Here is a 20,124-nt window from a genome sequence, read left to right as displayed (position 1 = left end):
TGCGGCAATTTTTGTATACCATTGCACACATTTTTGCGGATTGCCGCCGAAACCTGTCTCAAGAAACCTTGATTGGCGCTTGATCCGGTGGCGGAGTACACCGGTACTTGCAGGCTCCTCAAACCGAGAGTGAAATGAAAAGATCAGCCCTGACCACAGTTCTTGCGTCCGTATTCCTGTCGGCGTCTTCGGCCTGGGCGGACAGCCCGGTGGTGGTCGAGTTGTTTACCTCGCAGGGGTGTTCGTCCTGCCCGCCGGCAGATGCGATCATGCACGATCTGGCCAAGCGCGACGACGTGATCGGCTTGGCGCTGCACGTGGACTATTGGGACTACATCGGGTGGAAGGACGAGTATGCCGATCCGGCGCATACGGACCGTCAGCGCGCCTATGCGCGGCGCGGCGGCCGCTCGATGATCTACACCCCTCAGATGGTGATCAACGGACAGCAGGATGTCGTCGGCGCCAAATCCCGTGACTTGAACCGATTGATCGACGCGCATTTGACCGCTGCGCCCACCGCGTCGGTTTCGGCGCAGAGGTCCGGGAACATGGTTACGGTCCGCGTTGCCCCGGTCGATCTCGCCGCCGCGGAAAACTATGACGTGGTGGTCGTACAATACACGCCCTTGCGCCACGCGTCGATTCGACGGGGCGAGCTGGCCGGACACGATCTGGACTACGCGAATGTCGTTGAGGAATGGCACGAAGCCGGCCGATGGAACGGGTCGGCTAAACAGGATTTTCAGATCGAACTGTCTTCGGACCTGCCCGCGGTGGTTCTGATTCAGGGCACCGGCAGTGGCCCGATCATAGCCTCAACAAGGGTAAAGTAGAGGGCGGCTCAGGGCATGTCCTGAGGCTGCACACCCAGCCCATTCCAGGCTTTCCACCGTCGGTGAATCCAGAACCATTGGCCCATGTGTTTCCGCACCATGCCTTCGAGGTCATCGTTGATGAATTGGGTCATGGTCTTGGGGTCCGTATGTGGCACCGGATCATGCAGAACGATTTCGAAATCGATACCGTTGGCTTGGCGCACCGCATAACAAGGAATGAGAACGGCATCGTATTTCATCGCCAATTCCGCGTTCAAAACAGACGTGACAGCGGGTTTGCCAAAAAACGTCAACTCTTCACCGCCATGGGCGTGCAGGTCCGATACGATGGCGATGATGCCGCCCTTTTTGAGGGACCGAACCATTTCCACCATGCCGCGCCGACCTTGTTCGAACATCGGCTCGCCGGTTTTGTGGAAGGCGTCGACATACATCTCGTTGAAATACGGATTGGCCATGCGGCGGTACAGGCAGCCAATCGGCTTGCCGCTGCGCGCCTGCAATGCGATCCGCGCAGCAAGGTAGTGGCCGAAATGTGCGGTGATCATCATCACCGGCCGCCCGTCGGCCACCGCTTGTTCAAAGGCGGCGATTCCTGAACCAGATACTTTTGCGTTCTTCTGCCGTTCGGTGAAATCCTCGGGCGAGAAGTGTTCCATGATCGCGCGGCCCGCGTTGTCGGGCACTGCACGGCAAATGCGTTTGACTTCGGTTTCAGGCAGGTCAGGGCAGGTCAGTTTCAGGTTGCTGCGCACGCGTTTGGTGAACCCAACCGCCGGAGCCAACCCGCGCACGAACGCCCCCATCGTCGCAATGCGCGGCTCATAGGGCAAAAGACGCATTGCGCCGATCATGCCTTTCAGGAACAGGTTGGCGACATAGTATTGACCAAGCTCAAAACGGCTCAGTTCCGACTTTTCGACGGGCATCGGGGGATCTCACCGGGTGTTGTGAATTGCGGATTCAGACATACAGCCGGCGCGCAACAACCACAAGTATTGTCCCGATCCCGGGTTCTACGGCATCCGAGCCAGCGGCAGGCAGCCCTTAGTCGTCATTGCCGTCGGCATCCGCTTCGACCAAGGTGATAGTGCCTGCGTCCACAAGTGTGCGGATCGCCCCGACAATCTGGGTCATGGCCTCCTCTGCTTCGGCCTGCTTGACCTTGCCGCGTTCAGCAATTTCTTCGCGCAGGCTGTCGGCCATCCGTGCGGATACGTTGGACAACAGATAGTCGACCGAGGCTTTGTCATCCTCGGCTCTTGCGCCAGCCAGAGCGGTTATCAGAAGTGATTGATCGACTTCGCGCAGGATGGCAGGCACATCCCGTGCAGCGATACGCATGGCGATGTGCGCAAAGGTGAAAATGGACTTGCGAACAGCGCTGGCGAACTCAGTATCCTCCTCATCGAGCGCGTGCAGCAGTCCGTCACGCGTGGATGGGGGGGATTGGTTCAAGATCGCCCCGACGCGCGTGTCGGGTGAATCGGTGAAGGCCGGAACTGGGCGTTGATCGAGTTGCGCGGCCAGGGACCAGCCGATCCGCTCCACCGCCTCGGGCGTCACGTTGGCGGTTTTTGAAACGGCATAGGTAATCCGTCTGGCCACCGGCCCGGGCAATTGCGCCAACAACTGTGCTGCCTTCGCCGTTTCGAGCTTGGATAGCATGACGGCCGCAACTTCGATGCTTTCGGCCTGAGCCATACGCGCAAGGTCTTCGGCAGGGGTGTCACGCAGGCGCAGCCATGGATCGCCGACCTGGCGCACACCCGCGACCTTGCGCAGCCGGGCGGCGGTCGCCGGGGCAATCTTGCCATTTACCGCGTCCAGCGCCCCGGCCAAGCCGTGCGGGAAGGCAAGTCCGACGCTGTCCAGCGCATCTGCGAATTCTTGCGCGACCGCAGCGAGGGTTACACGGTCAACCAGCCCCATCCGGCCCAGTTGGAGGGTCAGCCGTTCCTGCAGTTCGTCGGGCAACTCCTCCAACGGAAGATCGGCCCCCTCGTTCAACAGCAGGCGTACGATGATGGCGGCCTTCTGGCCGGGCGTGAGTTGACGAGGAACGACGCGAGGGGCGTCATCCGTCTGTTTCTCGGCCGGAGCAGAATTGCCCGGCGCGGTCTGTACCAAAGCATGTGAATCTTGCATCTGCCTGCGGTGTCAATTTTTGTTCCGCAGGCAGATTAGCGAGAGTCGAGTAAAGAAAGACTGAACCTAGTAGCTGTAAGTCAGCCCCGTGCGGATCGCCTCGCGCAGAGACGCTTCGGCCCAGGTGCCTTCTCCTCCACGTGCCTTGATCTCGCGCCATTGCGCGATGGCCAGTTCGGTTTTCCCTTCGGTGACATATCCCTGACCCATGTAGCTGCGGGCCAGAATGTTGTCAGGATTGGTTTCGATTGCGCGTTGGTAATAGGTGTTGGCCAGCTCGGCTTCGCCCATTTTGCGGTAGGTGAAACCCCAATACGTCAAAACGCGATCATCGTCTTGATCCATGACCCGCAACACGTTCTGCGCATTTTCGAACTGGCCGTCATAAGCAAGCTCGCGCACGGCCTGATACAATTGCTCTTCGCTGAAATTGGTCTTGTTCGGCTTGACGCAACGGCCGGCTGCTTCGTCATAGACGCGGCCGAACAGGCATTTCTTGGTGGTATTCGTCGGTTTTGGGGGGCTGCTGTCACCGCCGGCGGCACTGACCGCGGGGGCAAAGGCAAATGTCTGAAGGGCTAGTGCCGTGGCCATCAAAAGGCGCATTGTCCTACTCCGTTCCAAGGGCTGCTCGCAAGAAGCATAGTGCGTTCTTCAAAAAAGCTAACAGCCAATGGCTCGCTTTTATTCACAAGTAGGACAAGAATTCAGCTGCTGGCGTTTTTCACGCAGCTTTCCGAGGCCGAATCCCAAGTCGTACCGGGCGCACAGGATTGCGATTGCTTGCTGTGGCCTTGGCAGGCGAATGCGGACGAGGCGGACAGGGCAAGGGCCAGTGCGCAGAGTGTCGTGCGGGTCATGATGGGCTCTCCTTGAACGGAAATTGCCCATTCAGCATAGCCGATTTCGGACGTTTCCGCAAAAGACAGGGGCCCGGATCGCGCAGCGCGACCCGGGCCCCGGCAAAAGCCGTTCCTGCGTCGAGGGTTACTCGCCGAACACCCGCTCGAAGATCGTGTCGACATGTTTGGTGTGATAACCAAGGTCGAATTTTTCTTCGATCTCTTCCTTGCTCAGCGCTGCGGTCACATCCGGGTCGGCCAGCAGTTCGGTTTTGAAGTCCTTGCCTTCTTCCCAGACCTTCATCGCGTTGCGCTGCACCAGGCGATAGGCGTCCTCGCGGCTGACGCCGGCCTGAGTCAGGGCCAGCAGCACGCGCTGGCTCATGACCAGACCGCGGAACTTGTTCATGTTGGCCAGCATGTTGTCCGGATAGACCACCAGCTTGTCGATCACCCCGGTCAGGCGCGACAGGGCGAAATCCAGGGTCACGGTGGCGTCGGGGCCGATGTTGCGCTCGACCGAGCTGTGGCTGATGTCGCGCTCGTGCCATAGGGCCACGTTCTCCATCGCCGGGATCACGGTCATGCGCACCAACCGGGCCAGGCCGGTCAGGTTCTCGGTCAGCACCGGGTTGCGTTTGTGCGGCATCGCCGACGAGCCCTTCTGGCCTTTCGAGAAGAACTCCTCGGCCTCCAGAACCTCGGTGCGCTGCATGTGGCGGATTTCGATCGCGATGTTCTCGATGCTGCTGGCGATCACGCCCAGCGTGGCAAAGAAGGCCGCGTGGCGATCGCGCGGGATGACCTGCGTGCTGATCGGCTCGGGCACCAGGCCCAGCTTTTCGCAGACATGTTCTTCGACGCGGGGGTCGATATTGGCGAAGGTGCCGACCGCGCCGCTGATGGCGCCGGTGGCGATCTCGGCGCGGGCGTCGCGCATCCGCGACAGGTTGCGGTCCATCTCGGCGTAGAAGCGCGCGAAGGTCAGGCCCATGGTGGTGGGCTCGGCATGAATGCCGTGGCTGCGGCCAATGCGGACGGTGTCCTTGTGCTCGTAGGCGCGGCGCTTGAGCGCGGCCAGCAGGCCTTCGAGATCGGCGATCAGGATGTCGGCGGCGCGGGTCAGTTGCACGTTGAAGCAGGTATCCAGCACGTCCGAGCTGGTCATGCCCTGGTGGACAAAGCGGGCCTCATCGCTGCCGACATGCTCGGCCAGATGGGTCAGAAAGGCGATGACGTCATGCTTGGTCACGGCCTCGATCTCGTCGATGCGGGCCACGTCGAATTCCACGTCCTTAGCCTTCCAGACGGCCTCGGCGTTTTCGCGCGGGATGACGCCCAGATCGGCCATCGCGTCGCAGGCATGGGCCTCGATCTCGTACCAGATGCGGAACTTGGTCTCGGGCGACCAGACGGCAACCATTTCGGGGCGGGAATAGCGGGGAATCATGGGCGGCGGCACCTTTTTCGGTTGGCAATGGGTGTTGGCGCGGGTGATAGACTCGCCGGACCGTTGGGACAAGGCAGGAGACGCGGGATGAGACGGTTTGCCCTGATTTTGTTGGTTTGGCCCGGAATTCTGGCGGCCGACACGTTCCGACCGCTGACGGGCGCGCAGATTCTCGACGTCCTGTCGGGCCGGACGCTGGCTTATGACAACGGAGCCACACAGGTCTTCGAGCCGTCTATGGCCACGCAGTATTTCTCGGGTCGACCCAGCTCGGGGCGCTGGGCGGTGCGGGATGACAGATACTGTTCGATCTGGCCACCGTCTGACTTTTGGGCCTGTTACGATGTTCAGTCGGACGGTACGCGGATCCGATTTGTGGGAGAGGCCGGCGATGCGACAGTCGGCGTATATGCAGACTAGGCGGCAACGCAGGTCGGGCGGGCCCCCTGAGCAAAACTCTTTAAAAACTGGACAAGCGCGGGTTGCATCGCTCATCCTCAGGACGATGACACTAACAAATAGAGATATCAGCTTGTTTAAGAAAAACCTTTTTGCCATCGGCGCGGCTCTTTGGGTCGGCATGACGGGTGCGGGGCTGAGCGATACGCCGGTCACCTACACCGAAGGGGGGCGTGCGCTGTTTCAGTTCGATGTCCCGGATTTCTGGATGCTGCGCACGGGCGGCCCACGCGATCTTGAGGATACACAACTGGGCGATACCCGGTCCGTAAGCCGGGTGATGGCTGCGCGCCCGGTCACAGATGACTCGGTCTGGATCGGGTTCGTTTCGCCGTTCGGCGTTGCCAGCATCGAGGACGGGGTCCGTTACTTGCAGGATGTCGACAAGTTTCTGGTGAAAAACCCAGAGGTGACAAGTGATGCGAACATGCGCATCGGCGGTTTGCCGGCCCGGGTCATTCGCGGCACCGGCACCCGTGACGGGCGCGGGATCAACTTCACCGCGACGGTGATCGACCTGCCGCGCAACCGTGTTGCGGTTGTGGTGACCATCCTGCGCGACGGTGCAGATCCTGGCTATGTCGAGGATCTGAATGCCATCTTCGCGTCATTCCGGTCAGTGCAGTGAGGGCGTGAAAATGGCAGGAACCTTTTTGAAGCGATCCGTCATCGTTCTGGGGCTTGGGGCCGGGGGATTCACCCTCTCGGGCTGTGAAGGCGTCACGGTCGGTGTAGGATACGGATATGACCCGTTCTATGACTCGATGCTGTGGAACGACTATTACCGCAACGTGAATGTCGACATTGACGTGGACCGCCCACCACCGCCGGGTAAACCGCCGGGTGGAAAACCGCCGCCCAAACCCAAGCCGCCAATTGCGAAACCGCCTGCGCGGCCCAAACCTCCGATCGCCAAGCCGCCGGCGCGTCCTCGACCGCCCGTGGCCCGCCCACCAGCGGCACGGCCCCCGATCCACAGGCCTGCGCCTCGGCGATAGGCCATCCGGACCGGATATCGGTTCACGCCGGAGCCGCAACAGGTTCCGGCGGCAGCAGTTCGGTGGTGATATGCGCCGAATTTTCAAGCGTGCGGTGCACCGGGCATTTGTCGGCAATCTCAAGAATCTTGGTCCGCTGGTCATTGTCCAGCGGTCCGTCCAGTCGGATCTTGCGGCGGAACTGGTCGACCTTTCCATCCCCCGCCAACCCCGCGTCCTGCGCGTGCACCTTGTTGTGACAGACATCCACGCTGATCCCGGTCAGGGGCCATTGCTTGCGTCGCGCATACATGCGGATGGTCATAGAAGTACACGCCCCAAGCCCGGCAGAAACGAAGCCATAAGGCGACATGCCGCGATCGGTCCCGCCGTAAGAGGCCGGCTCATCCGCCACGGCATGATGGCTGGGACCTGATTGAATGTCCTGAAGAAATCCGCCCGGGTCCACTTCGGTCACGCGCACCACGCCTTCGGGCGCGCCCGGCGGCGGGGCGGGCGGCGACAGCGGCACATAGCGCGATACCCAGGCGGCGATGACGTCGGCGGCGTATTCTGCATCCTTCGGACGGGTGATCAGGTGGTCTGCATCGTCCAGCGTCACAAAGCTTTTGGGGTGTTTGGCGGCCAGAAAGATCGTGCTGGCATTGTCGATGCTGACTGTTTCGTCGCGCGGCGCGTGCAGGATCAGCAGCGCGGCCTTCAACTCGGCGATCGAGGGCGTCAGTTCGGATTCAGAGATGTCGCGCACAAACTCTCGACCGATGCGGATGGGGCGCCCACCCAGCAGAACTTCGGCGCTGCCATCCTGTTCGATCTGGCCCCGTGCGTCTTCAAAGTGATGAGCCACATGGCCGGGATCGGCCGGGGCACCGATCGTGACCACCGCCTTTACCGAGGGTATACCGGCCCGCGCCCGCAAGACCGCGGCCCCGCCCAAAGAATGCCCGACAAGCAGGTCGGGCGCCATGTTCCGGCCCGCAAGAAACTGCGCAGCGGCAATCAGATCCTCAACGTTCGAAGTGAACGTCGTGTTGGCGAACTCGCCTTCGGAATGGCCAAGGCCCGTGAAGTCGAACCGGAGAACGGCAAATCCCATCGCGGCCAGCCGTGCACTGATGCGTCGGGCCGCGGGAATGTCCTTGGAGCAGGTAAAGCAATGCGCAAACAACGCAGTTGCCAGCACCGGCCCATCGGGGAGATCCAGACGAGCAGCCAGTTTGCCACCATCGTGACCGGAAAATGTGACGCGTTCTGTTGGCATGTCGGGTCCTCAGGCTGTGATGCTAGGCGCAATACTGTGAACAAGGCAGTGCAGTCTCAACCCTTGTGACAGGACCGTCACGGGAAGGTGAGGGCGCAGGCGGTGATCGTGAGGCGCCCTTTGTCAGGTCGTTGATCACAATATGTGAAGTCGGAGCGAACAACAATTCGTTTTAATAATGAGTCAGAAGCTCCCATGTTCGGCCTAACCGAAACAAAGGATCAAGGAGCGCGGAGATGACACATTCGACAAACGTGGCGCATTTCGAAGTTGCACAGGTCGGTACGGCGGTTGCCGTCTTTCTGGCCACGGCCATCGGATTTGCCGCCGGACTGCACTGGCCCCAAGACACGTTTTCGCCGGGCGCATCGGCAGAGCCGGTGCTTGAGGATTGGCACGGAAATGTACGTCGCTCTCACTGGAGGGATTGAGACCTAGTCGAGCCCCATAAGAGCGGAATCGAACGGGTAGCGGGTCAGGTTTTCATAGCCGTCTTCGGTGATCAGAACCTGATCTTCCAGCTTGATCGAGAAATCGCCGCCGACTTCGCCCACGGCGGCCTCGACGCACAGCACCATGCCGGGTTCCAGCGGATAATCATATGAGCCTGGCACTGCCTTGTCGGGATAAGCCACCAACGGCCATTCGTCGCACAGGCCCACGCCATGCATCAGGCAGCCGTACTTCTGTGCTTGGAACTTGTCGTCCAGCCTGTGGCAGTTGGCGGTCAGGTCGGGGATCATCACGCCGGGCTTCAGCATCTCCATGTTGGTCATGATGTGCTCGTGCGCGTGCTGCATGGCATAGACCATGTCGGGGCGGGGTTTTTGATCCCCAATCCACCAGGTGCGCGAGATGTCGACGCAAATGCCGTAGCTGCCGATCAGATCGGTATCAAAGGCGATGATCTCGTTCTTCTGAGTAATCCGCGGCCCGCATTCCTGAAACCACGGGTTGGTACGCTGGCCTGAGGCCAGCAGACGGGTTTCGATCCACTCGCCGCCGCGCTTGATGTTCTCGGCGTGCAGAACGGCCCAGATGTCATCTTCGGAGGTCTTGCCGTCGCCCACATGGGCGCGGGCGAACTTCTCCATCTCGGCCACGGCGGTTTCACAGGCGTGGCTGGCGCAGCGCATGGCCAGGATCTCGTCAGGGCCCTTGATGGCGCGGGTCTTTTCGGTGACCTCTTCGCCCTCCATGATCTCGAAACCCTGCGCCTCGAGCGCGCGGAGGCCGTGCAGCATGATCTTGTCCACCGCCAGCCGGGTGTGGCCGGGGGCGTGGTCCTGCATCAGCACGCGCACCTCGTTGGCGAACACGTCCGCCTGTACGTCCACCTTGTCGCCCCGGTCGAAATAGAACAGGTCCGCGCCCGAGCGCTGCTCGCGCACCAGCGGGTTGAATTTCGACAGGAAGGGCGAGTTCTTGTAGTCCCAGATCACCATGTAGCCATCGGCGCACAGCAGCACCGCCCGGAACGGGTTGTGCGTGTTCCAAAGCTGCATGTTGGTGCTGTCGGTCGCATAGCGGATGTTGAGCGGGTCGAACATCAACAGCCCGCCATAGCCCCGGTCGACGATCGCCTGGGTCAGCCGTTTCCAGCGATAGTCGCGCATGCGGTTCAGGTTGGGCAGTTGCAACCCGGCGGCGGTCCATTCGCTGAATGCAAGTTGGGTGGGGCCGATCTCGATCCGGTCATTGTCGTTCGGCGTGCCGTCGCCCAGCGTCGCGCCGCGGCTTGGGTCGATCTTGCGGGTATCTCGATAGTGGTGGTTCACGGCGCGCCTCCCTGCATGCCGGTTCAGCCTGACGGGGCAGGGCGGCCCCGTCTGGGTGAATTGCGACGATTTGCCAGTCGCTTTTTGACCGACAAGGCTGGTTCGGAGTGCTAACCCAAGGCCATGACAGCCATTCTGCAACAGACTCTGCCCTACGATCCGACCCAACAGCGTCCGCTGCCGGGCATCGCGCCGACCACGATGGAGGACTGGCTGCATCGCGATGATGCCTTCGCCGCGCAGATGGGACACCGTCAACATCTGCTGGAAACCCGCCGGGACGACGTGCTGGCGCTGGACGCGCAGGCCCACCCGGCGGCTGTCGAACTGCTGGATCTGGTCTTGGCGCAGGCCTATCCCGAGGCGGCCGACACCGCGCAGCGCCCGGATGGGGCCGCCGTGCCGATTGACCGGGACAATCCTTTGGATACGCTTTGCCTGCTGGCGCAGGAGGATTTCTGCATCCTGCAGAAACAGGGCGACGAGCATGTGCTGAGCGGGGCCATCCTGTGCTTTCCCGCCAGCTGGCGTCTGTCCGAGAAATTCATGCGACCACTGATCGCCATTCACGCGCCGGTCGACAGCTATGATCCCAACATCGCGCGCCGGGTACAGCGCCTGTTCGACGGAATTCAGGTCGGCCGGCCTTTGTGGCGCTTCAACGCGCTGTGGTATGACGACCCCGAACTGCACCAGCCCCGCAGCGCCAGCGCCCCGCGCGAAATCCGTGACCGTGGTACCACCCGGTATCTGCGCAGCGAGCGGCAAACGCTTTTGCGGTTGCCCGAGACACGGGCCGTGGTGTTCTCGATCCACACCTATGTCGTGCCGGTCGAGCACCTGCCAGAAATGGAAAACCCCGCCTAATGGCGGGGCCTCCAAGGAGGGTCTTCTGGTAATTCAGTTACAGTCCGATCGCATTGGCGACATCGGCAAAGGCACCACTTGAGTTCAGCGACACGATGGCGACCGTATAGGCCAGGACCTGAGTGTTCAGGCGAAAGTCTTCGCCCCGGATGAGGTTCACAGCGGCCATCGACAGAGCGATCGGCGCCGACAGGCTGGCAACGGCACCGGTCAGGGCCCAGCTGGTCAGTCGCAACGCGTCACTGGGCCGGTCTTCATCGCCATCCGTCGCGGCCGGTGCATCGGAAACGGGTGCGTCGGCCTCGTCGGAACGGAAGGCGATGCTGAGCAATTGCTCATCGGTCAATTGAATCGGGCGCGGCGGCTTTGCCGGCGATTTGACGGCCTCCTGGTCATCAGTTGCAGCGGGCTCAAGGCCCGCGAAAGGTCCGCTGACCGCCTCGAACGCCTCGCGGCGGTTCCGCTGCTTGCGTGGCATCAACGAGTCAAACGCGCCCATGAACTGTTCGATCGTCAAAACGGTTTTCGGCGACAGCCATTCCACTCGTTGCGTCGAGCAGATGTCGACCATCCGATACAGCATGACGACAAGCATCAATTCGGAGATCTCGGGGTCATCCACCAGGCCGGAAACAGGCGAGACCGAGATCACCAATCGGTTGCGCGGTCGTGCCGCCGATGGGCGCACCATGGTCTTCAGACCAACCGTACGGTCCAGACGCCCATAGCGGTCGCTGGTCTCCCGGGGTTCGGACTCGAGGGTCAAACGGACAAGGTACTGGCTGGACACGATGGTTGCCTCGGTCTGGCTCAGCAGGGTCTTGCGTTCCACAAGATGCCCGTAGTCCTCAAGAGTTGCCACCACGATATGGCCGAACCGCTCCAACGCGCCGTTCGTGTCGCCGTTGAATTGCAGGCCACCGTGGTATCTGTGCTTCGTGGTCACAGTCTTGCCCTCTGCCGTACGAATACTGAACCAACACTCTAGTCGGTGATGAGGGTCAAATTTTGACCATATTGCAAAAAAATGAATTTTTGCGACGATTGATTACGCTTTGGAAACCAAGAAATTAGAGCTTTCCGCCCGACACTGTGGCAGCAATGTGGCGGAATTGAGTGCGGCGGTCAGGTTGCTGACAAAGCCTCAGTTGTCGATTCGAGCGGCCATGATCGCAATTGATTCTTGGTAAACCGATGCGGCATTCCATTGCTGGATCACCGCAAAATTCGGTTCGCCGGGTTGATAGCCCCGGCCGGGTTTCCACCCTTTCTGCCGAAGAAAATTTGCGGTTGAGGCCAACGCATCCGTCATGTTGTAGAAGTCCACGCGCCCGTCACCCGTGGCGTCCACGCCATAGGTCAGAGCATTGCCGGGCAGAAACTGGGTGTGGCCCAACTCGCCATGTTTTGCCCCTTTTGTTGCCACCGTGATCGCCCCCTGATCGACCAGTTTCAGCGCTCCGATGGCATGGGGAACAAAGAAGTCGGACCGGCGACAATCGTAGGCCAATGTTGTGATTGCGGAAACAACCTGGCTGTCGCCCATGAAGTTTCCGAACCCGGTTTCCATGCCGTGAATGGCAATCAGAACGCCAGCCGGGACACCATACTGACGCTCCAGCGCCGCGTAGAATTCCGGGTTTCGGGCCTTTCGCTTGCGCCCCTGGGCCACGATCGTATCCGCCCCTCGGACCTTCATGAACTTGTCGAGGGAATATTTGAAGCTTTTCTGCCCCCGATCCGCGGCGATGGTTCGCGTGGCGTATTGGGTTTGCGCCAGAGCCTGCAGCCCTTTTTTCTTTACTCCGGCTTTGCGCGCCTGCTTGGCAAAATCGGCCTTCCAGGCTTCAAAACCAGCGCCTGTGTTCCCGCAGGGAGCGGACTGCGCCGCAATGGGTGCACTCAGTGCAATGAAAACGGACAGGACCGTAAGGCGCATGGAGACCTCCTGGAAATCAGGGCAGGGTGGGTGCGATAACGTACAGGGCTTTCAGGGCCTCGCTGGGTTCAATCCCGGGGAGTGCGGCGCGAAATATCTCTTCCATCGTGCCTTGTGCATACATCTGCGACAGGATCTCATCGACCATCAGGCGAAAGTCATCATCGCCGCGTGCAAGGGCCAGGCCCTGTTTTTCAATCGTCAGAATCTCCTGCGAGATTTTGAAGTCGTCCTTCAATCCAGCTGCTAGATAATTCACCAAAAGGATGGATTGGTCGGCGAAATAGGCGTCGATCTCTCCGTCCCGCAAAGCCTTGATCCCGTCGGGATGCGAGGCGAACCGAACGAGCTTTGCCTCGATCCCCGCTGATCCGAACGAGTTGAACACGGCTTCTTCGGTGGTCGTGCTGCTGCGCATGCCGACTTTCTTGCCGGAAAGCGATGCCATCGTGGTTTCCGCATCTATCGGCAGCAAAACGGATGTTCCGTCTACGAAGATCGGGATCGAGAAATCAACGGTTTCCCGCCGCGACAGGGTGATTGTCGCCGCGCCGCACAACAGGTCGATCTGGCCAGAGGCGACCATGTCAAAGCGTGTATCCGACTGCACCGGAATGAACTGTGCGGTGAGGTCATCCGCACCCAGTCGGCTGGCGATGGCTCGGGCAACCTGATCGCAGACCATCACGGACAACCCGTCGGGTCGCTCCTGGTCGTTGATGTAAGAAAGCGGGGCGGCATCTGTCCGAAACCCAAATCGGATTTCGCGGGTTTCTTTGATCCGGTCGATCGTCTGCGCCGCAGCGCCTGAAACAAGAAGTGCAGCAGAGAGGGTCAGGGCGAGAAGGCGCATGAAAAATCCTGATAATTGAATTGATCTTCAGCCTAGCGGCAAAGGCGCCTGTCACAAAGGGAAATATCGGGGCCTTGCACCACTGAAAAGGGGCGCCCGACAGGACGCCCCCAAGGTCTTTTCATTGGACTTCCGACCGGGGTCAGCAGCTGTAGTACATGCCGTATTCGACCGGGTGCGGAGTGTGCTCGTAGGTTTCGACCTCTTCCATCTTCAGTGCGATGTAGCCGTCGATCTGGTCTTTGGTGAACACGTCGCCCTGCAGCAGGAAGTCGTGATCGGCCGCCAGACATTCCAGCGCCTCGCGCAGGCTGCCGCAGACGGTCGGGATACCGGCCAGTTCTTCGGCGGGCAGATCGTACAGGTTCTTGTCCATGGCTTCGCCCGGATCGATCTTGTTCTTGATGCCGTCCAGGCCGGCCATCAGCAGTGCCGCAAACGCCAGGTAGGGGTTTGCCGACGGATCGGGGAAGCGGGCCTCGACGCGCTTGGCTTTCGGCGATTCAGTCCACGGGATACGGACGCAACCCGAACGGTTGCGGGCCGAGTAGGCGCGCAGAACCGGCGCTTCAAAGCCCGGGATCAGGCGCTTGTAGCTGTTGGTCGAGGGGTTGGTGAAGGCGTTCAGGGTCTTGGCGTGCTTGAGGATGCCGCCGATGAACCACAGGGCTTCGTCTGAAAGGTCGGCATATTTGTCGCCGGCAAACAGCGGCTTGCCGTCTTTCCAGATCGACATGTTGACGTGCATGCCGGTGCCGTTGTCACCCGCGATCGGCTTCGGCATGAAAGTGGCCGATTTGCCGTAGGCGTGTGCGACGTTGTGGATGACGTACTTGTATTTCTGCAGCTCGTCCGCCTGCTTGGTCAGGCTGTCGAAGATCAGGCCCAACTCGTGCTGGCACGAGGCCACTTCGTGGTGGTGCTTGTCGACCTTCATGCCAAGACGCTTCATGGTCGACAGCATCTCCGAACGCAGGTCCTGCGCCTCGTCGATCGGGTTGACCGGGAAGTAGCCACCCTTGACGCCCGGACGATGGCCCATGTTGCCCATCTCGTATTCGGTGTCGGTGTTCCACGATGCGTCGGTTGCATCAACTTCGTAGGACACCTTGTTGATGCTGTTCGAGAAACGGACATCGTCGAACAGGAAGAACTCGGCCTCGGGGCCCATGTAAGCCACGTCGCCGACGCCCGAAGACTTCAGGTAGGCTTCGGCCTTCTGCGCGGTGCCGCGCGGGTCACGCTCATAGGCTTCACCGGTATCGGGTTCCACGACCGAGCAGTGCAGGCAGATTGTCTTTTCCGCATAGAAGGGATCGACATACGCGCTTTCGGTATCGGGCATCAGTTTCATGTCCGATGCTTCGATCGACTTCCAGCCGGCGATGGACGAGCCGTCGAACATGAAGCCTTCCTCAAGGAAGTCTTCGTCGACCTGGTCGGCCATGACGGTCACGTGCTGAAGCTTGCCACGCGGATCGGTGAAGCGGATGTCGACATACTCGGCACCCTCGTCTTTGATCAGCTGAAGAACTGCGTCCTTGCTCATTACTATGTTCCTCTAGATTGCAGAATTGGTTTTACAGCGCGTCCGAGCCGGTCTCGCCGGTCCGGATGCGAATGGCTTGTTCAACGGACGAGACAAAGATCTTGCCGTCCCCGATCTTGTCGGTCTTGGCGGCCGACACGATGGCTTCGATGGCCGCATCGACCTGATCGGCATCCAGAACGACCTCAACTTTGACCTTGGGCAGAAAGTCCACCACATATTCCGCGCCGCGGTACAGTTCGGTGTGTCCTTTCTGGCGGCCGAAGCCCTTGACTTCGATCACGCTGAGGCCCTGGACACCAACGTCCTGCAGGGCCTCTTTCACTTCGTCCAATTTGAACGGCTTGATGATCGCTTCGATCTTTTTCATCCGGGCTCACCTCGCATGGTTGTCAGAATGGCAGTGATCACGTCTAAGATCGGGCGGCAATGCGATTGCCGAATTGACCGTCTGCTGGTGAAGGGATTCTGGGTGATGGGCCAAATTTTAGGCAAGTTGCACAAAAAGTAATCAGATTTGAATCTTGCGAGGGTTTCGGATGCCAAAACTGCTGACTTCGTCCCAGATGAGGGCGGCTGAACGCGCCGCAATCGAATCCGGGTTTGTCACCGGCCTGGAACTGATGGAGCGCGCAGGTCGTGGTGTGGTCGAGGCCGTCTTTGAAACATGGCCTGACCTGGCGGCGGGGTCTGGGCGGGCCGCGGTGTTGTGCGGGCCGGGCAACAACGGCGGCGACGGTTTTGTAGTTGCGCGCATTCTGAAAGAGTGGGGGTGGGTCGTGGACCTCTTCCTGTTGGGCGACCCCGAGAAGTTGCCTGCAGACGCGCGGGCGAATTATGAGCGCTGGTGCGCGATGGGTTCGTGCCATGCGCTGTCCGATGACGCGCTTGATGCCTATGCCGCGGCCCGCTCAGATACTGTTCTGACGGTTGATGCCTTGTTCGGAACCGGGCTGACGAGACCGGTAGCCGGGCTGCCCCGCACAATGCGTAAACTGGGCCAGTGGAGAGCGTCACAGTCGGAAGGTGGTTGCCCACGTGTCGTCTGTGTGGACATTCCCAGCGGCCTATGTGCCGACAGTGGTCGGCGTCTGGTGTCCGAGGGATTTGCCCCCGAAGACTGCGCCGTTTCGGCCAACCTGACGGTGACGTTTCATACCGCAAAGCCGGGCCATTATCTGGCCGAGGGACCAGAGTGCTGTGGCAGGATGTCCGTTGTCGATATCGGTCTGCCGGCTCTGTCAGTTGAAGAAACGCCAGATCAACGGCCGAGCGTGTTGTTGGGCCCCGAAAATCTGCCTGATCTGCGGAAATCGGCTCTCGATCACAAATACGGCCACGGTCATGCGCTGATCCTGACAGGCGACACAGGTAGAACAGGTGCCCCGCGATTGGCTGCCCGCGGAGCGTTGCGCGTGGGCGCTGGTCTTGTCACGCTGGGTGTCCCTCCCGCCGCATTGCAGGAAGTCGCCAGCCAAGTCACCGCCCTCATGATTGAGCAGATCGCAGGCGCGGATGGGCTGGCCATTGCATTGCGGGACCAACGCCTGAACGCGCTGTGCCTCGGGCCCGGATTGGGCCTGGACAAGGCCCGATCGCTGGTCCCCGTGGCATTGGAGTCCGGAAGGGCAACCGTGCTGGATGCCGACGCTCTTTCGGCATTTGCTGAAGATCAAGCGTCACTGATGGCGATCCTGCATGAAAACTGCGTCCTGACACCGCACGGCGGCGAATTCGCCCGCCTGTTCCCCGATATCTCGGCCAAGCTTTCCTTGCACCCCAAGGATGGCCCAGCTTTCTCAAAGGTTGATGCCGTGCGCGAGGCGGCCGGCAGGGCAGGTTGCGTGGTACTTTTGAAGGGACCGGACACTGTGATTGCGGGTCCGGACGGTCGGTGCTCGATCCATTCAGCCCACTATGATCGGGCCGCGCCGTGGCTGGCGACCGCAGGAGCGGGCGACGTGTTGGCGGGTTTTTTGACCGGGCTGCTGGCACGTGGATTGCACCCGCTGAATGCCGCCGAAACCGCCGTCTGGCTTCACGTGGAATGCGCGCGCGCTTTTGGCCCGGGATTGATCGCGGAAGACCTTCCCGAGCAACTGCCCGGTGTGCTCAAACGTCTTCAGATATGAAGTTCTTGCGTGTTCCCAAGGCGCAAGGCTAGAATATCGGCAGGATTTTGCTGTCAAGACTGCGCAAATGCATAGCGAGTGTTTGCCAAACGCATGGCCGGATGGCAGAATTCTCTTGCGGGCCGTCTGAAGCCTGCATGCGTTTGTTGTTAAAATATTGATAACACGGAAATTTTGCTTTGCTGCCACTCTGTCTTTGTGGCGGATTTGCAATGATCGAGCTGAATGGCGTAGGGGCCTCTGGAACCGGACAGTTCCACTGAACATCTGGGCAGTACCTGAAACCCGAACCTTTCATGGTGAGTGCTATGACATTGAATATCAAACTCTCCTCAGTCGCCGCTGTTCTTGCGGCCACCACGGCCATCCCCGCCGCGGCAGAGTTGAAATACGAGAACAACAGCGGTGGCTATGTTCTGCTATATGGGCAGTTCAACCCGGCAATTATCTCGGTTGACGACGGCCAAGAGACCGATACCCGCCTGCTGGACAACGACTTGTCCAACAGCCGCGTCGGCCTGAGCCTGATGCAGCCGTTTGGCCAGAACGAATTCACCTTCCGCTTTGAAACCGCGCTGGGTCTGCCGAACTCCAGTGAGTGGAACCAGCTGGGTACCGATTTCAGCGGCTGGACCCGGGAAGACATTCGTCACGTGGATTTTGCGCTGAAAGGTGGCTGGGGTAAATTCTCGGCCGGTCAGGGCAGCATGGCGTCTGACGGTGCAGCGGAAACTGACCTGTCTTATGTCGGCACCGCGCTGTATTCGTTCACCAACGATGAAAACTCGGGCTTCTTCTACCGCGGAACCGACGGAACCCTCAGCGACATCACCGTCGGCGACTCCAGCAGCAACTTTGACGGCGCGCGTCGTGGCCGCGTGCGGTATGACACGCCGGATTTCAGCGGCTTTTCGGCAAGCTTCGCCTATGGTCAGAACATCCTGTCCAGCAGTGATGACGACGACTATTACGACGTTGCTCTGAACTACAACAACACCTTTGCCGGTGGCGTCGAGTTCGCGGCAAGCGTGGCCTATGCAGTGCGTGATTTCGACGATGGTTCCGGCGACCGTGAAGACACGATCGGCTCGGCATCGGTGCTGCTGCCCAGCGGCTTCAGCTTCACCGCTGCTGCCGGTACTCGAAACAACGTGTCGGGCGAAAGCGATCCCAACTTCTGGTACACCAAGATCGCCTACGAGGATAATTGGGTGTCCTGGGGTAAGACTGGTATCGGCATCGACTACTATGATGGTTCCGATTTCAACACGGACGGGTCCAGCACCGAGTCCTGGGGTATCGCAGTGGTGCAGCGCATCGACAGCATCAACACCGATGCCTACCTGAAATATCGCAACCACGACTTCAACGACGGAACGTCGTTTGACAAGAACGAAGCTTGGGTCCTGGGGGCCCGCTGGAAGTTCTGATCCTGATGTTGTTGTGAATTCGTGGCGCCCCGGCTCTGTCCGGGGCGTTTTTTGTGGGGCAGGGTGGCAAAACAAGGCCAATCTGGCACCTTGCCCCTTGCCCTTCGGCGGCTAGGCAAATAGAAGGCGTCAAATTTGCCCGGCGCGCCCGTTTTGCGCGCCCCGAATCCTATGGGGACTACCAGAATGCAGGTTACCGAGACGCTGAACGAGGGTCTGAAACGCGGCTACAACATCGTTGTCACCGCCGCCGAGCTGGACGAGAAGGTCAATGAGAAACTGATCGAAGCTCAGCCGGAAATCGAGATGAAAGGCTTCCGCAAGGGCAAGGTTCCCATGGCACTGCTGAAAAAGCAGTTTGGCCAGCGCCTGTTGGGCGAAGCAATGCAAGAAACCATCGACGGTGCGATGAACAAGCACTTCGAAGACAGTGGTGATCGTCCGGCGCTGCAGCCCCAGGTCAAGATGACCAACGAAGACTGGAAAGAAGGCGACGACGTTCACGTAGAAATGTCCTATGAAGCCCTGCCGAAAATCCCCGAAGTTGACCTGAAATCGGTCGAGCTGGAAAAGCTGGTCGTCAAGGCGGACGACGCAGCCGTGGAAGAAGCCCTGCAGAACCTGGCTGAAACCGCTCAGGATTTCAAAGCCCGCCGCAAGGGATCAAAGGCGAAGGAAGGCGATCAGGTCGTCATCGATTTCGTCGGCAAGGTTGACGGCGAGGCCTTCGAAGGCGGTTCGGCCGAGGATTACCCGCTGGTGCTGGGCTCGAACAGCTTCATCCCCGGTTTCGAGGATCAGCTGGTTGGCGTGAAGGCCGAGGAAGTCAAAGACGTCACCGTTACCTTCCCCGAAGAATACGGCGCCGAGCACCTGGCCGGCAAAGAGGCCGTGTTTACCTGCACGATCAAAGAGGTGAAGGAACCTGTTGCCGCCGAGATCAATGACGAACTGGCACAGAAGTTCGGCGCTGAGGATCTGGCTGCGTTGAAGGCACAGATTGCCGAACGTCTGGAAGCCGAATACGCGGGTGCGTCGCGCGCGGTGATGAAGCGCGCCCTGCTGGACGCGCTGGACGAGAAAGTGTCGTTCGACTTGCCGCCGACCCTGGTCGAAGCCGAAGCCAAGCAGATCGCACATCAGCTGTGGCACGAAGAAAACCCCGAGGTGACCGATCACAACCACGATGAGATCGAGCCGACCGAAGAGCACAACAAACTGGCTGAGCGCCGCGTGCGTCTGGGCCTGTTGCTGGCCGAGCTGGGCCAGAAGGCTGAAGTCGAAGTCACCGACGCCGAGATGACCCAGGCGATCATGAACCAGGCTCGCCAGTACCCGGGTCAGGAGCGTCAGTTCTTCGAGTTCGTTCAGCAGAACGCTCAGATGCAGCAGCAACTGCGCGCGCCGATCTTTGAGGACAAGGTTGTGGACTACGTGGTCGAGCTGGCCAAAGTGAACGAAAAGGAAGTCAGCAAGGAAGAGCTGCAGAAGGCAATCGAAGCCCTCGAAGAGGAATAAGCCGCGTTTACTGGTCGGTCCGGGTGCCGCCGCACCCGGTCTGTCAAATGGCGATTGTCCG

General features: G+C 60.2%; 21 protein-coding genes. 9 read left to right on the top strand and 12 right to left on the bottom strand.

Features of this window, described 5'->3' with window-relative positions:
* Positions 1 to 134 precede the first annotated feature (134 nt).
* Positions 135 to 836 (top strand): DUF1223 domain-containing protein, encoded by a 702-nt coding sequence (locus tag ACR0DA_RS07815; protein ID WP_170580988.1) that lies wholly within the window; start codon positions 135 to 137, stop codon positions 834 to 836.
* Positions 837 to 844: 8 nt separating this feature from the next.
* Here ACR0DA_RS07815 and ACR0DA_RS07810 read toward each other — a convergent pair whose 3' ends face one another.
* From ACR0DA_RS07810 to purB, 5 genes are all read right to left on the bottom strand, one after another.
* Positions 845 to 1,768 carry a lysophospholipid acyltransferase family protein gene (locus ACR0DA_RS07810; RefSeq protein ID WP_480753507.1) on the bottom strand — a complete coding sequence of 308 codons (924 nt, stop codon included), beginning with the start codon at positions 1,766 to 1,768 and terminating at the stop codon, positions 845 to 847.
* Between the two features lie 118 nt (positions 1,769 to 1,886).
* Positions 1,887 to 2,987 carry a flagellar motor switch protein FliG gene (locus ACR0DA_RS07805; RefSeq protein WP_480753506.1) on the bottom strand — a complete coding sequence of 367 codons (1,101 nt, stop codon included), beginning with the start codon at positions 2,985 to 2,987 and terminating at the stop codon, positions 1,887 to 1,889.
* A 66-nt stretch (positions 2,988 to 3,053) separates the two neighbouring features.
* Positions 3,054 to 3,593 carry a tetratricopeptide repeat protein gene (locus ACR0DA_RS07800; protein ID WP_093962431.1) on the bottom strand — a complete coding sequence of 180 codons (540 nt, stop codon included), beginning with the start codon at positions 3,591 to 3,593 and terminating at the stop codon, positions 3,054 to 3,056.
* Between the two features lie 101 nt (positions 3,594 to 3,694).
* Positions 3,695 to 3,847, bottom strand: a complete 153-nt coding sequence (locus tag ACR0DA_RS07795; protein ID WP_480753504.1) for an adenylosuccinate lyase — start codon at positions 3,845 to 3,847, stop codon at positions 3,695 to 3,697.
* Between the two features lie 127 nt (positions 3,848 to 3,974).
* Positions 3,975 to 5,279, bottom strand: a complete 1,305-nt coding sequence (purB, locus tag ACR0DA_RS07790) for an adenylosuccinate lyase (RefSeq protein ID WP_170338031.1) — start codon at positions 5,277 to 5,279, stop codon at positions 3,975 to 3,977.
* Positions 5,280 to 5,366: 87 nt separating this feature from the next.
* Between purB and ACR0DA_RS07785 the strand changes: the two genes are divergently transcribed.
* The 3 genes from ACR0DA_RS07785 (at position 5,367) to ACR0DA_RS07775 (ending at position 6,736) form a co-directional block, all read left to right on the top strand.
* On the top strand, positions 5,367 to 5,699 hold the full coding sequence (locus tag ACR0DA_RS07785; RefSeq protein ID WP_170599471.1) for a hypothetical protein: 333 nt from the start codon (positions 5,367 to 5,369) through the stop codon (positions 5,697 to 5,699).
* A 112-nt stretch (positions 5,700 to 5,811) separates the two neighbouring features.
* Positions 5,812 to 6,366, top strand: a complete 555-nt coding sequence (locus ACR0DA_RS07780; protein ID WP_480633259.1) for a hypothetical protein — start codon at positions 5,812 to 5,814, stop codon at positions 6,364 to 6,366.
* Positions 6,367 to 6,376: 10 nt separating this feature from the next.
* Positions 6,377 to 6,736, top strand: coding sequence for a hypothetical protein (locus ACR0DA_RS07775; protein ID WP_170338034.1), 360 nt, complete (start codon positions 6,377 to 6,379; stop codon positions 6,734 to 6,736).
* Between the two features lie 22 nt (positions 6,737 to 6,758).
* On the opposite strand, the gene ACR0DA_RS07770 is transcribed toward ACR0DA_RS07775, so the two are convergent.
* A complete protein-coding gene (locus ACR0DA_RS07770; protein ID WP_170449562.1) occupies positions 6,759 to 7,997 on the bottom strand; it encodes a bifunctional alpha/beta hydrolase/OsmC family protein in 1,239 nt (412 codons plus the stop codon).
* A gap of 236 nt (positions 7,998 to 8,233) precedes the next feature.
* On the opposite strand from ACR0DA_RS07770, the gene ACR0DA_RS07765 reads away from it, so the two are divergent.
* Positions 8,234 to 8,428: a hypothetical protein gene (locus ACR0DA_RS07765; protein WP_170449565.1), complete on the top strand. Its 195-nt coding sequence runs from the start codon at positions 8,234 to 8,236 to the stop codon at positions 8,426 to 8,428.
* Positions 8,429 to 8,431: 3 nt separating this feature from the next.
* On the opposite strand, the gene dddP is transcribed toward ACR0DA_RS07765, so the two are convergent.
* Positions 8,432 to 9,775, bottom strand: a complete 1,344-nt coding sequence (gene dddP / locus ACR0DA_RS07760; protein WP_480753502.1) for a dimethylsulfonioproprionate lyase DddP — start codon at positions 9,773 to 9,775, stop codon at positions 8,432 to 8,434.
* Between the two features lie 123 nt (positions 9,776 to 9,898).
* On the opposite strand from dddP, the gene ACR0DA_RS07755 reads away from it, so the two are divergent.
* Positions 9,899 to 10,642 (top strand): heme-dependent oxidative N-demethylase family protein, encoded by a 744-nt coding sequence (locus ACR0DA_RS07755; protein ID WP_170595440.1) that lies wholly within the window; start codon positions 9,899 to 9,901, stop codon positions 10,640 to 10,642.
* A 37-nt stretch (positions 10,643 to 10,679) separates the two neighbouring features.
* Here ACR0DA_RS07755 and ACR0DA_RS07750 read toward each other — a convergent pair whose 3' ends face one another.
* The 5 genes from ACR0DA_RS07750 to ACR0DA_RS07730 form a co-directional block, all read right to left on the bottom strand.
* Positions 10,680 to 11,588 carry a hypothetical protein gene (locus tag ACR0DA_RS07750; RefSeq protein WP_315901652.1) on the bottom strand — a complete coding sequence of 303 codons (909 nt, stop codon included), beginning with the start codon at positions 11,586 to 11,588 and terminating at the stop codon, positions 10,680 to 10,682.
* Positions 11,589 to 11,786: 198 nt separating this feature from the next.
* Positions 11,787 to 12,581 carry a lytic murein transglycosylase gene (locus tag ACR0DA_RS07745; RefSeq protein WP_480753501.1) on the bottom strand — a complete coding sequence of 265 codons (795 nt, stop codon included), beginning with the start codon at positions 12,579 to 12,581 and terminating at the stop codon, positions 11,787 to 11,789.
* A 16-nt stretch (positions 12,582 to 12,597) separates the two neighbouring features.
* Positions 12,598 to 13,434: an amino acid ABC transporter substrate-binding protein gene (locus tag ACR0DA_RS07740; protein WP_170599477.1), complete on the bottom strand. Its 837-nt coding sequence runs from the start codon at positions 13,432 to 13,434 to the stop codon at positions 12,598 to 12,600.
* A gap of 142 nt (positions 13,435 to 13,576) precedes the next feature.
* Positions 13,577 to 14,983 carry a type I glutamate--ammonia ligase gene (glnA, locus tag ACR0DA_RS07735; RefSeq protein WP_093962421.1) on the bottom strand — a complete coding sequence of 469 codons (1,407 nt, stop codon included), beginning with the start codon at positions 14,981 to 14,983 and terminating at the stop codon, positions 13,577 to 13,579.
* A 31-nt stretch (positions 14,984 to 15,014) separates the two neighbouring features.
* Complete coding sequence (locus ACR0DA_RS07730; protein WP_093962420.1) at positions 15,015 to 15,353, bottom strand: P-II family nitrogen regulator; 339 nt, start codon at positions 15,351 to 15,353, stop codon at positions 15,015 to 15,017.
* Positions 15,354 to 15,522: 169 nt separating this feature from the next.
* Between ACR0DA_RS07730 and ACR0DA_RS07725 the strand changes: the two genes are divergently transcribed.
* The 3 genes from ACR0DA_RS07725 to tig all read left to right on the top strand — a co-directional run bounded on the left by ACR0DA_RS07725 (position 15,523) and on the right by tig (position 20,063).
* Entirely contained in the window at positions 15,523 to 17,115 is a 1,593-nt protein-coding gene (locus ACR0DA_RS07725; protein WP_480753499.1) for an NAD(P)H-hydrate dehydratase, read from the top strand.
* 308 nt (positions 17,116 to 17,423) lie between these two features.
* On the top strand, positions 17,424 to 18,545 hold the full coding sequence (locus tag ACR0DA_RS07720; RefSeq protein ID WP_093962418.1) for a porin: 1,122 nt from the start codon (positions 17,424 to 17,426) through the stop codon (positions 18,543 to 18,545).
* Between the two features lie 186 nt (positions 18,546 to 18,731).
* Positions 18,732 to 20,063 (top strand): trigger factor, encoded by a 1,332-nt coding sequence (tig, locus tag ACR0DA_RS07715; RefSeq protein WP_480753497.1) that lies wholly within the window; start codon positions 18,732 to 18,734, stop codon positions 20,061 to 20,063.
* Positions 20,064 to 20,124: the final 61 nt, after the last annotated feature.

The sequence above is a fragment of the Ruegeria sp. CI8 genome (genome assembly GCF_056536865.1).
This window is presented reverse-complemented; position numbering and strand designations above follow the sequence as displayed.

Coding starts and splice junctions, on each gene's coding strand:
- ACR0DA_RS07815 (WP_170580988.1), top strand. CDS start 135: ATGAAAAGATCAGCCCTGACCACAGTTCTTGCGTCCGTATTCCTGTCG.
- ACR0DA_RS07810 (WP_480753507.1), bottom strand. CDS start 1,768: ATGCCCGTCGAAAAGTCGGAACTGAGCCGTTTTGAGCTTGGTCAATAC.
- ACR0DA_RS07805 (WP_480753506.1), bottom strand. CDS start 2,987: ATGCAAGATTCACATGCTTTGGTACAGACCGCGCCGGGCAATTCTGCT.
- ACR0DA_RS07800 (WP_093962431.1), bottom strand. CDS start 3,593: ATGCGCCTTTTGATGGCCACGGCACTAGCCCTTCAGACATTTGCCTTT.
- ACR0DA_RS07795 (WP_480753504.1), bottom strand. CDS start 3,847: ATGACCCGCACGACACTCTGCGCACTGGCCCTTGCCCTGTCCGCCTCG.
- purB (WP_170338031.1), bottom strand. CDS start 5,279: ATGATTCCCCGCTATTCCCGCCCCGAAATGGTTGCCGTCTGGTCGCCC.
- ACR0DA_RS07785 (WP_170599471.1), top strand. CDS start 5,367: ATGAGACGGTTTGCCCTGATTTTGTTGGTTTGGCCCGGAATTCTGGCG.
- ACR0DA_RS07775 (WP_170338034.1), top strand. CDS start 6,377: ATGGCAGGAACCTTTTTGAAGCGATCCGTCATCGTTCTGGGGCTTGGG.
- ACR0DA_RS07770 (WP_170449562.1), bottom strand. CDS start 7,997: ATGCCAACAGAACGCGTCACATTTTCCGGTCACGATGGTGGCAAACTG.
- ACR0DA_RS07765 (WP_170449565.1), top strand. CDS start 8,234: ATGACACATTCGACAAACGTGGCGCATTTCGAAGTTGCACAGGTCGGT.
- ACR0DA_RS07755 (WP_170595440.1), top strand. CDS start 9,899: ATGACAGCCATTCTGCAACAGACTCTGCCCTACGATCCGACCCAACAG.
- ACR0DA_RS07745 (WP_480753501.1), bottom strand. CDS start 12,581: ATGCGCCTTACGGTCCTGTCCGTTTTCATTGCACTGAGTGCACCCATT.
- ACR0DA_RS07740 (WP_170599477.1), bottom strand. CDS start 13,434: ATGCGCCTTCTCGCCCTGACCCTCTCTGCTGCACTTCTTGTTTCAGGC.
- glnA (WP_093962421.1), bottom strand. CDS start 14,983: ATGAGCAAGGACGCAGTTCTTCAGCTGATCAAAGACGAGGGTGCCGAG.
- ACR0DA_RS07730 (WP_093962420.1), bottom strand. CDS start 15,353: ATGAAAAAGATCGAAGCGATCATCAAGCCGTTCAAATTGGACGAAGTG.
- ACR0DA_RS07725 (WP_480753499.1), top strand. CDS start 15,523: ATGCCAAAACTGCTGACTTCGTCCCAGATGAGGGCGGCTGAACGCGCC.
- ACR0DA_RS07720 (WP_093962418.1), top strand. CDS start 17,424: ATGACATTGAATATCAAACTCTCCTCAGTCGCCGCTGTTCTTGCGGCC.
- tig (WP_480753497.1), top strand. CDS start 18,732: ATGCAGGTTACCGAGACGCTGAACGAGGGTCTGAAACGCGGCTACAAC.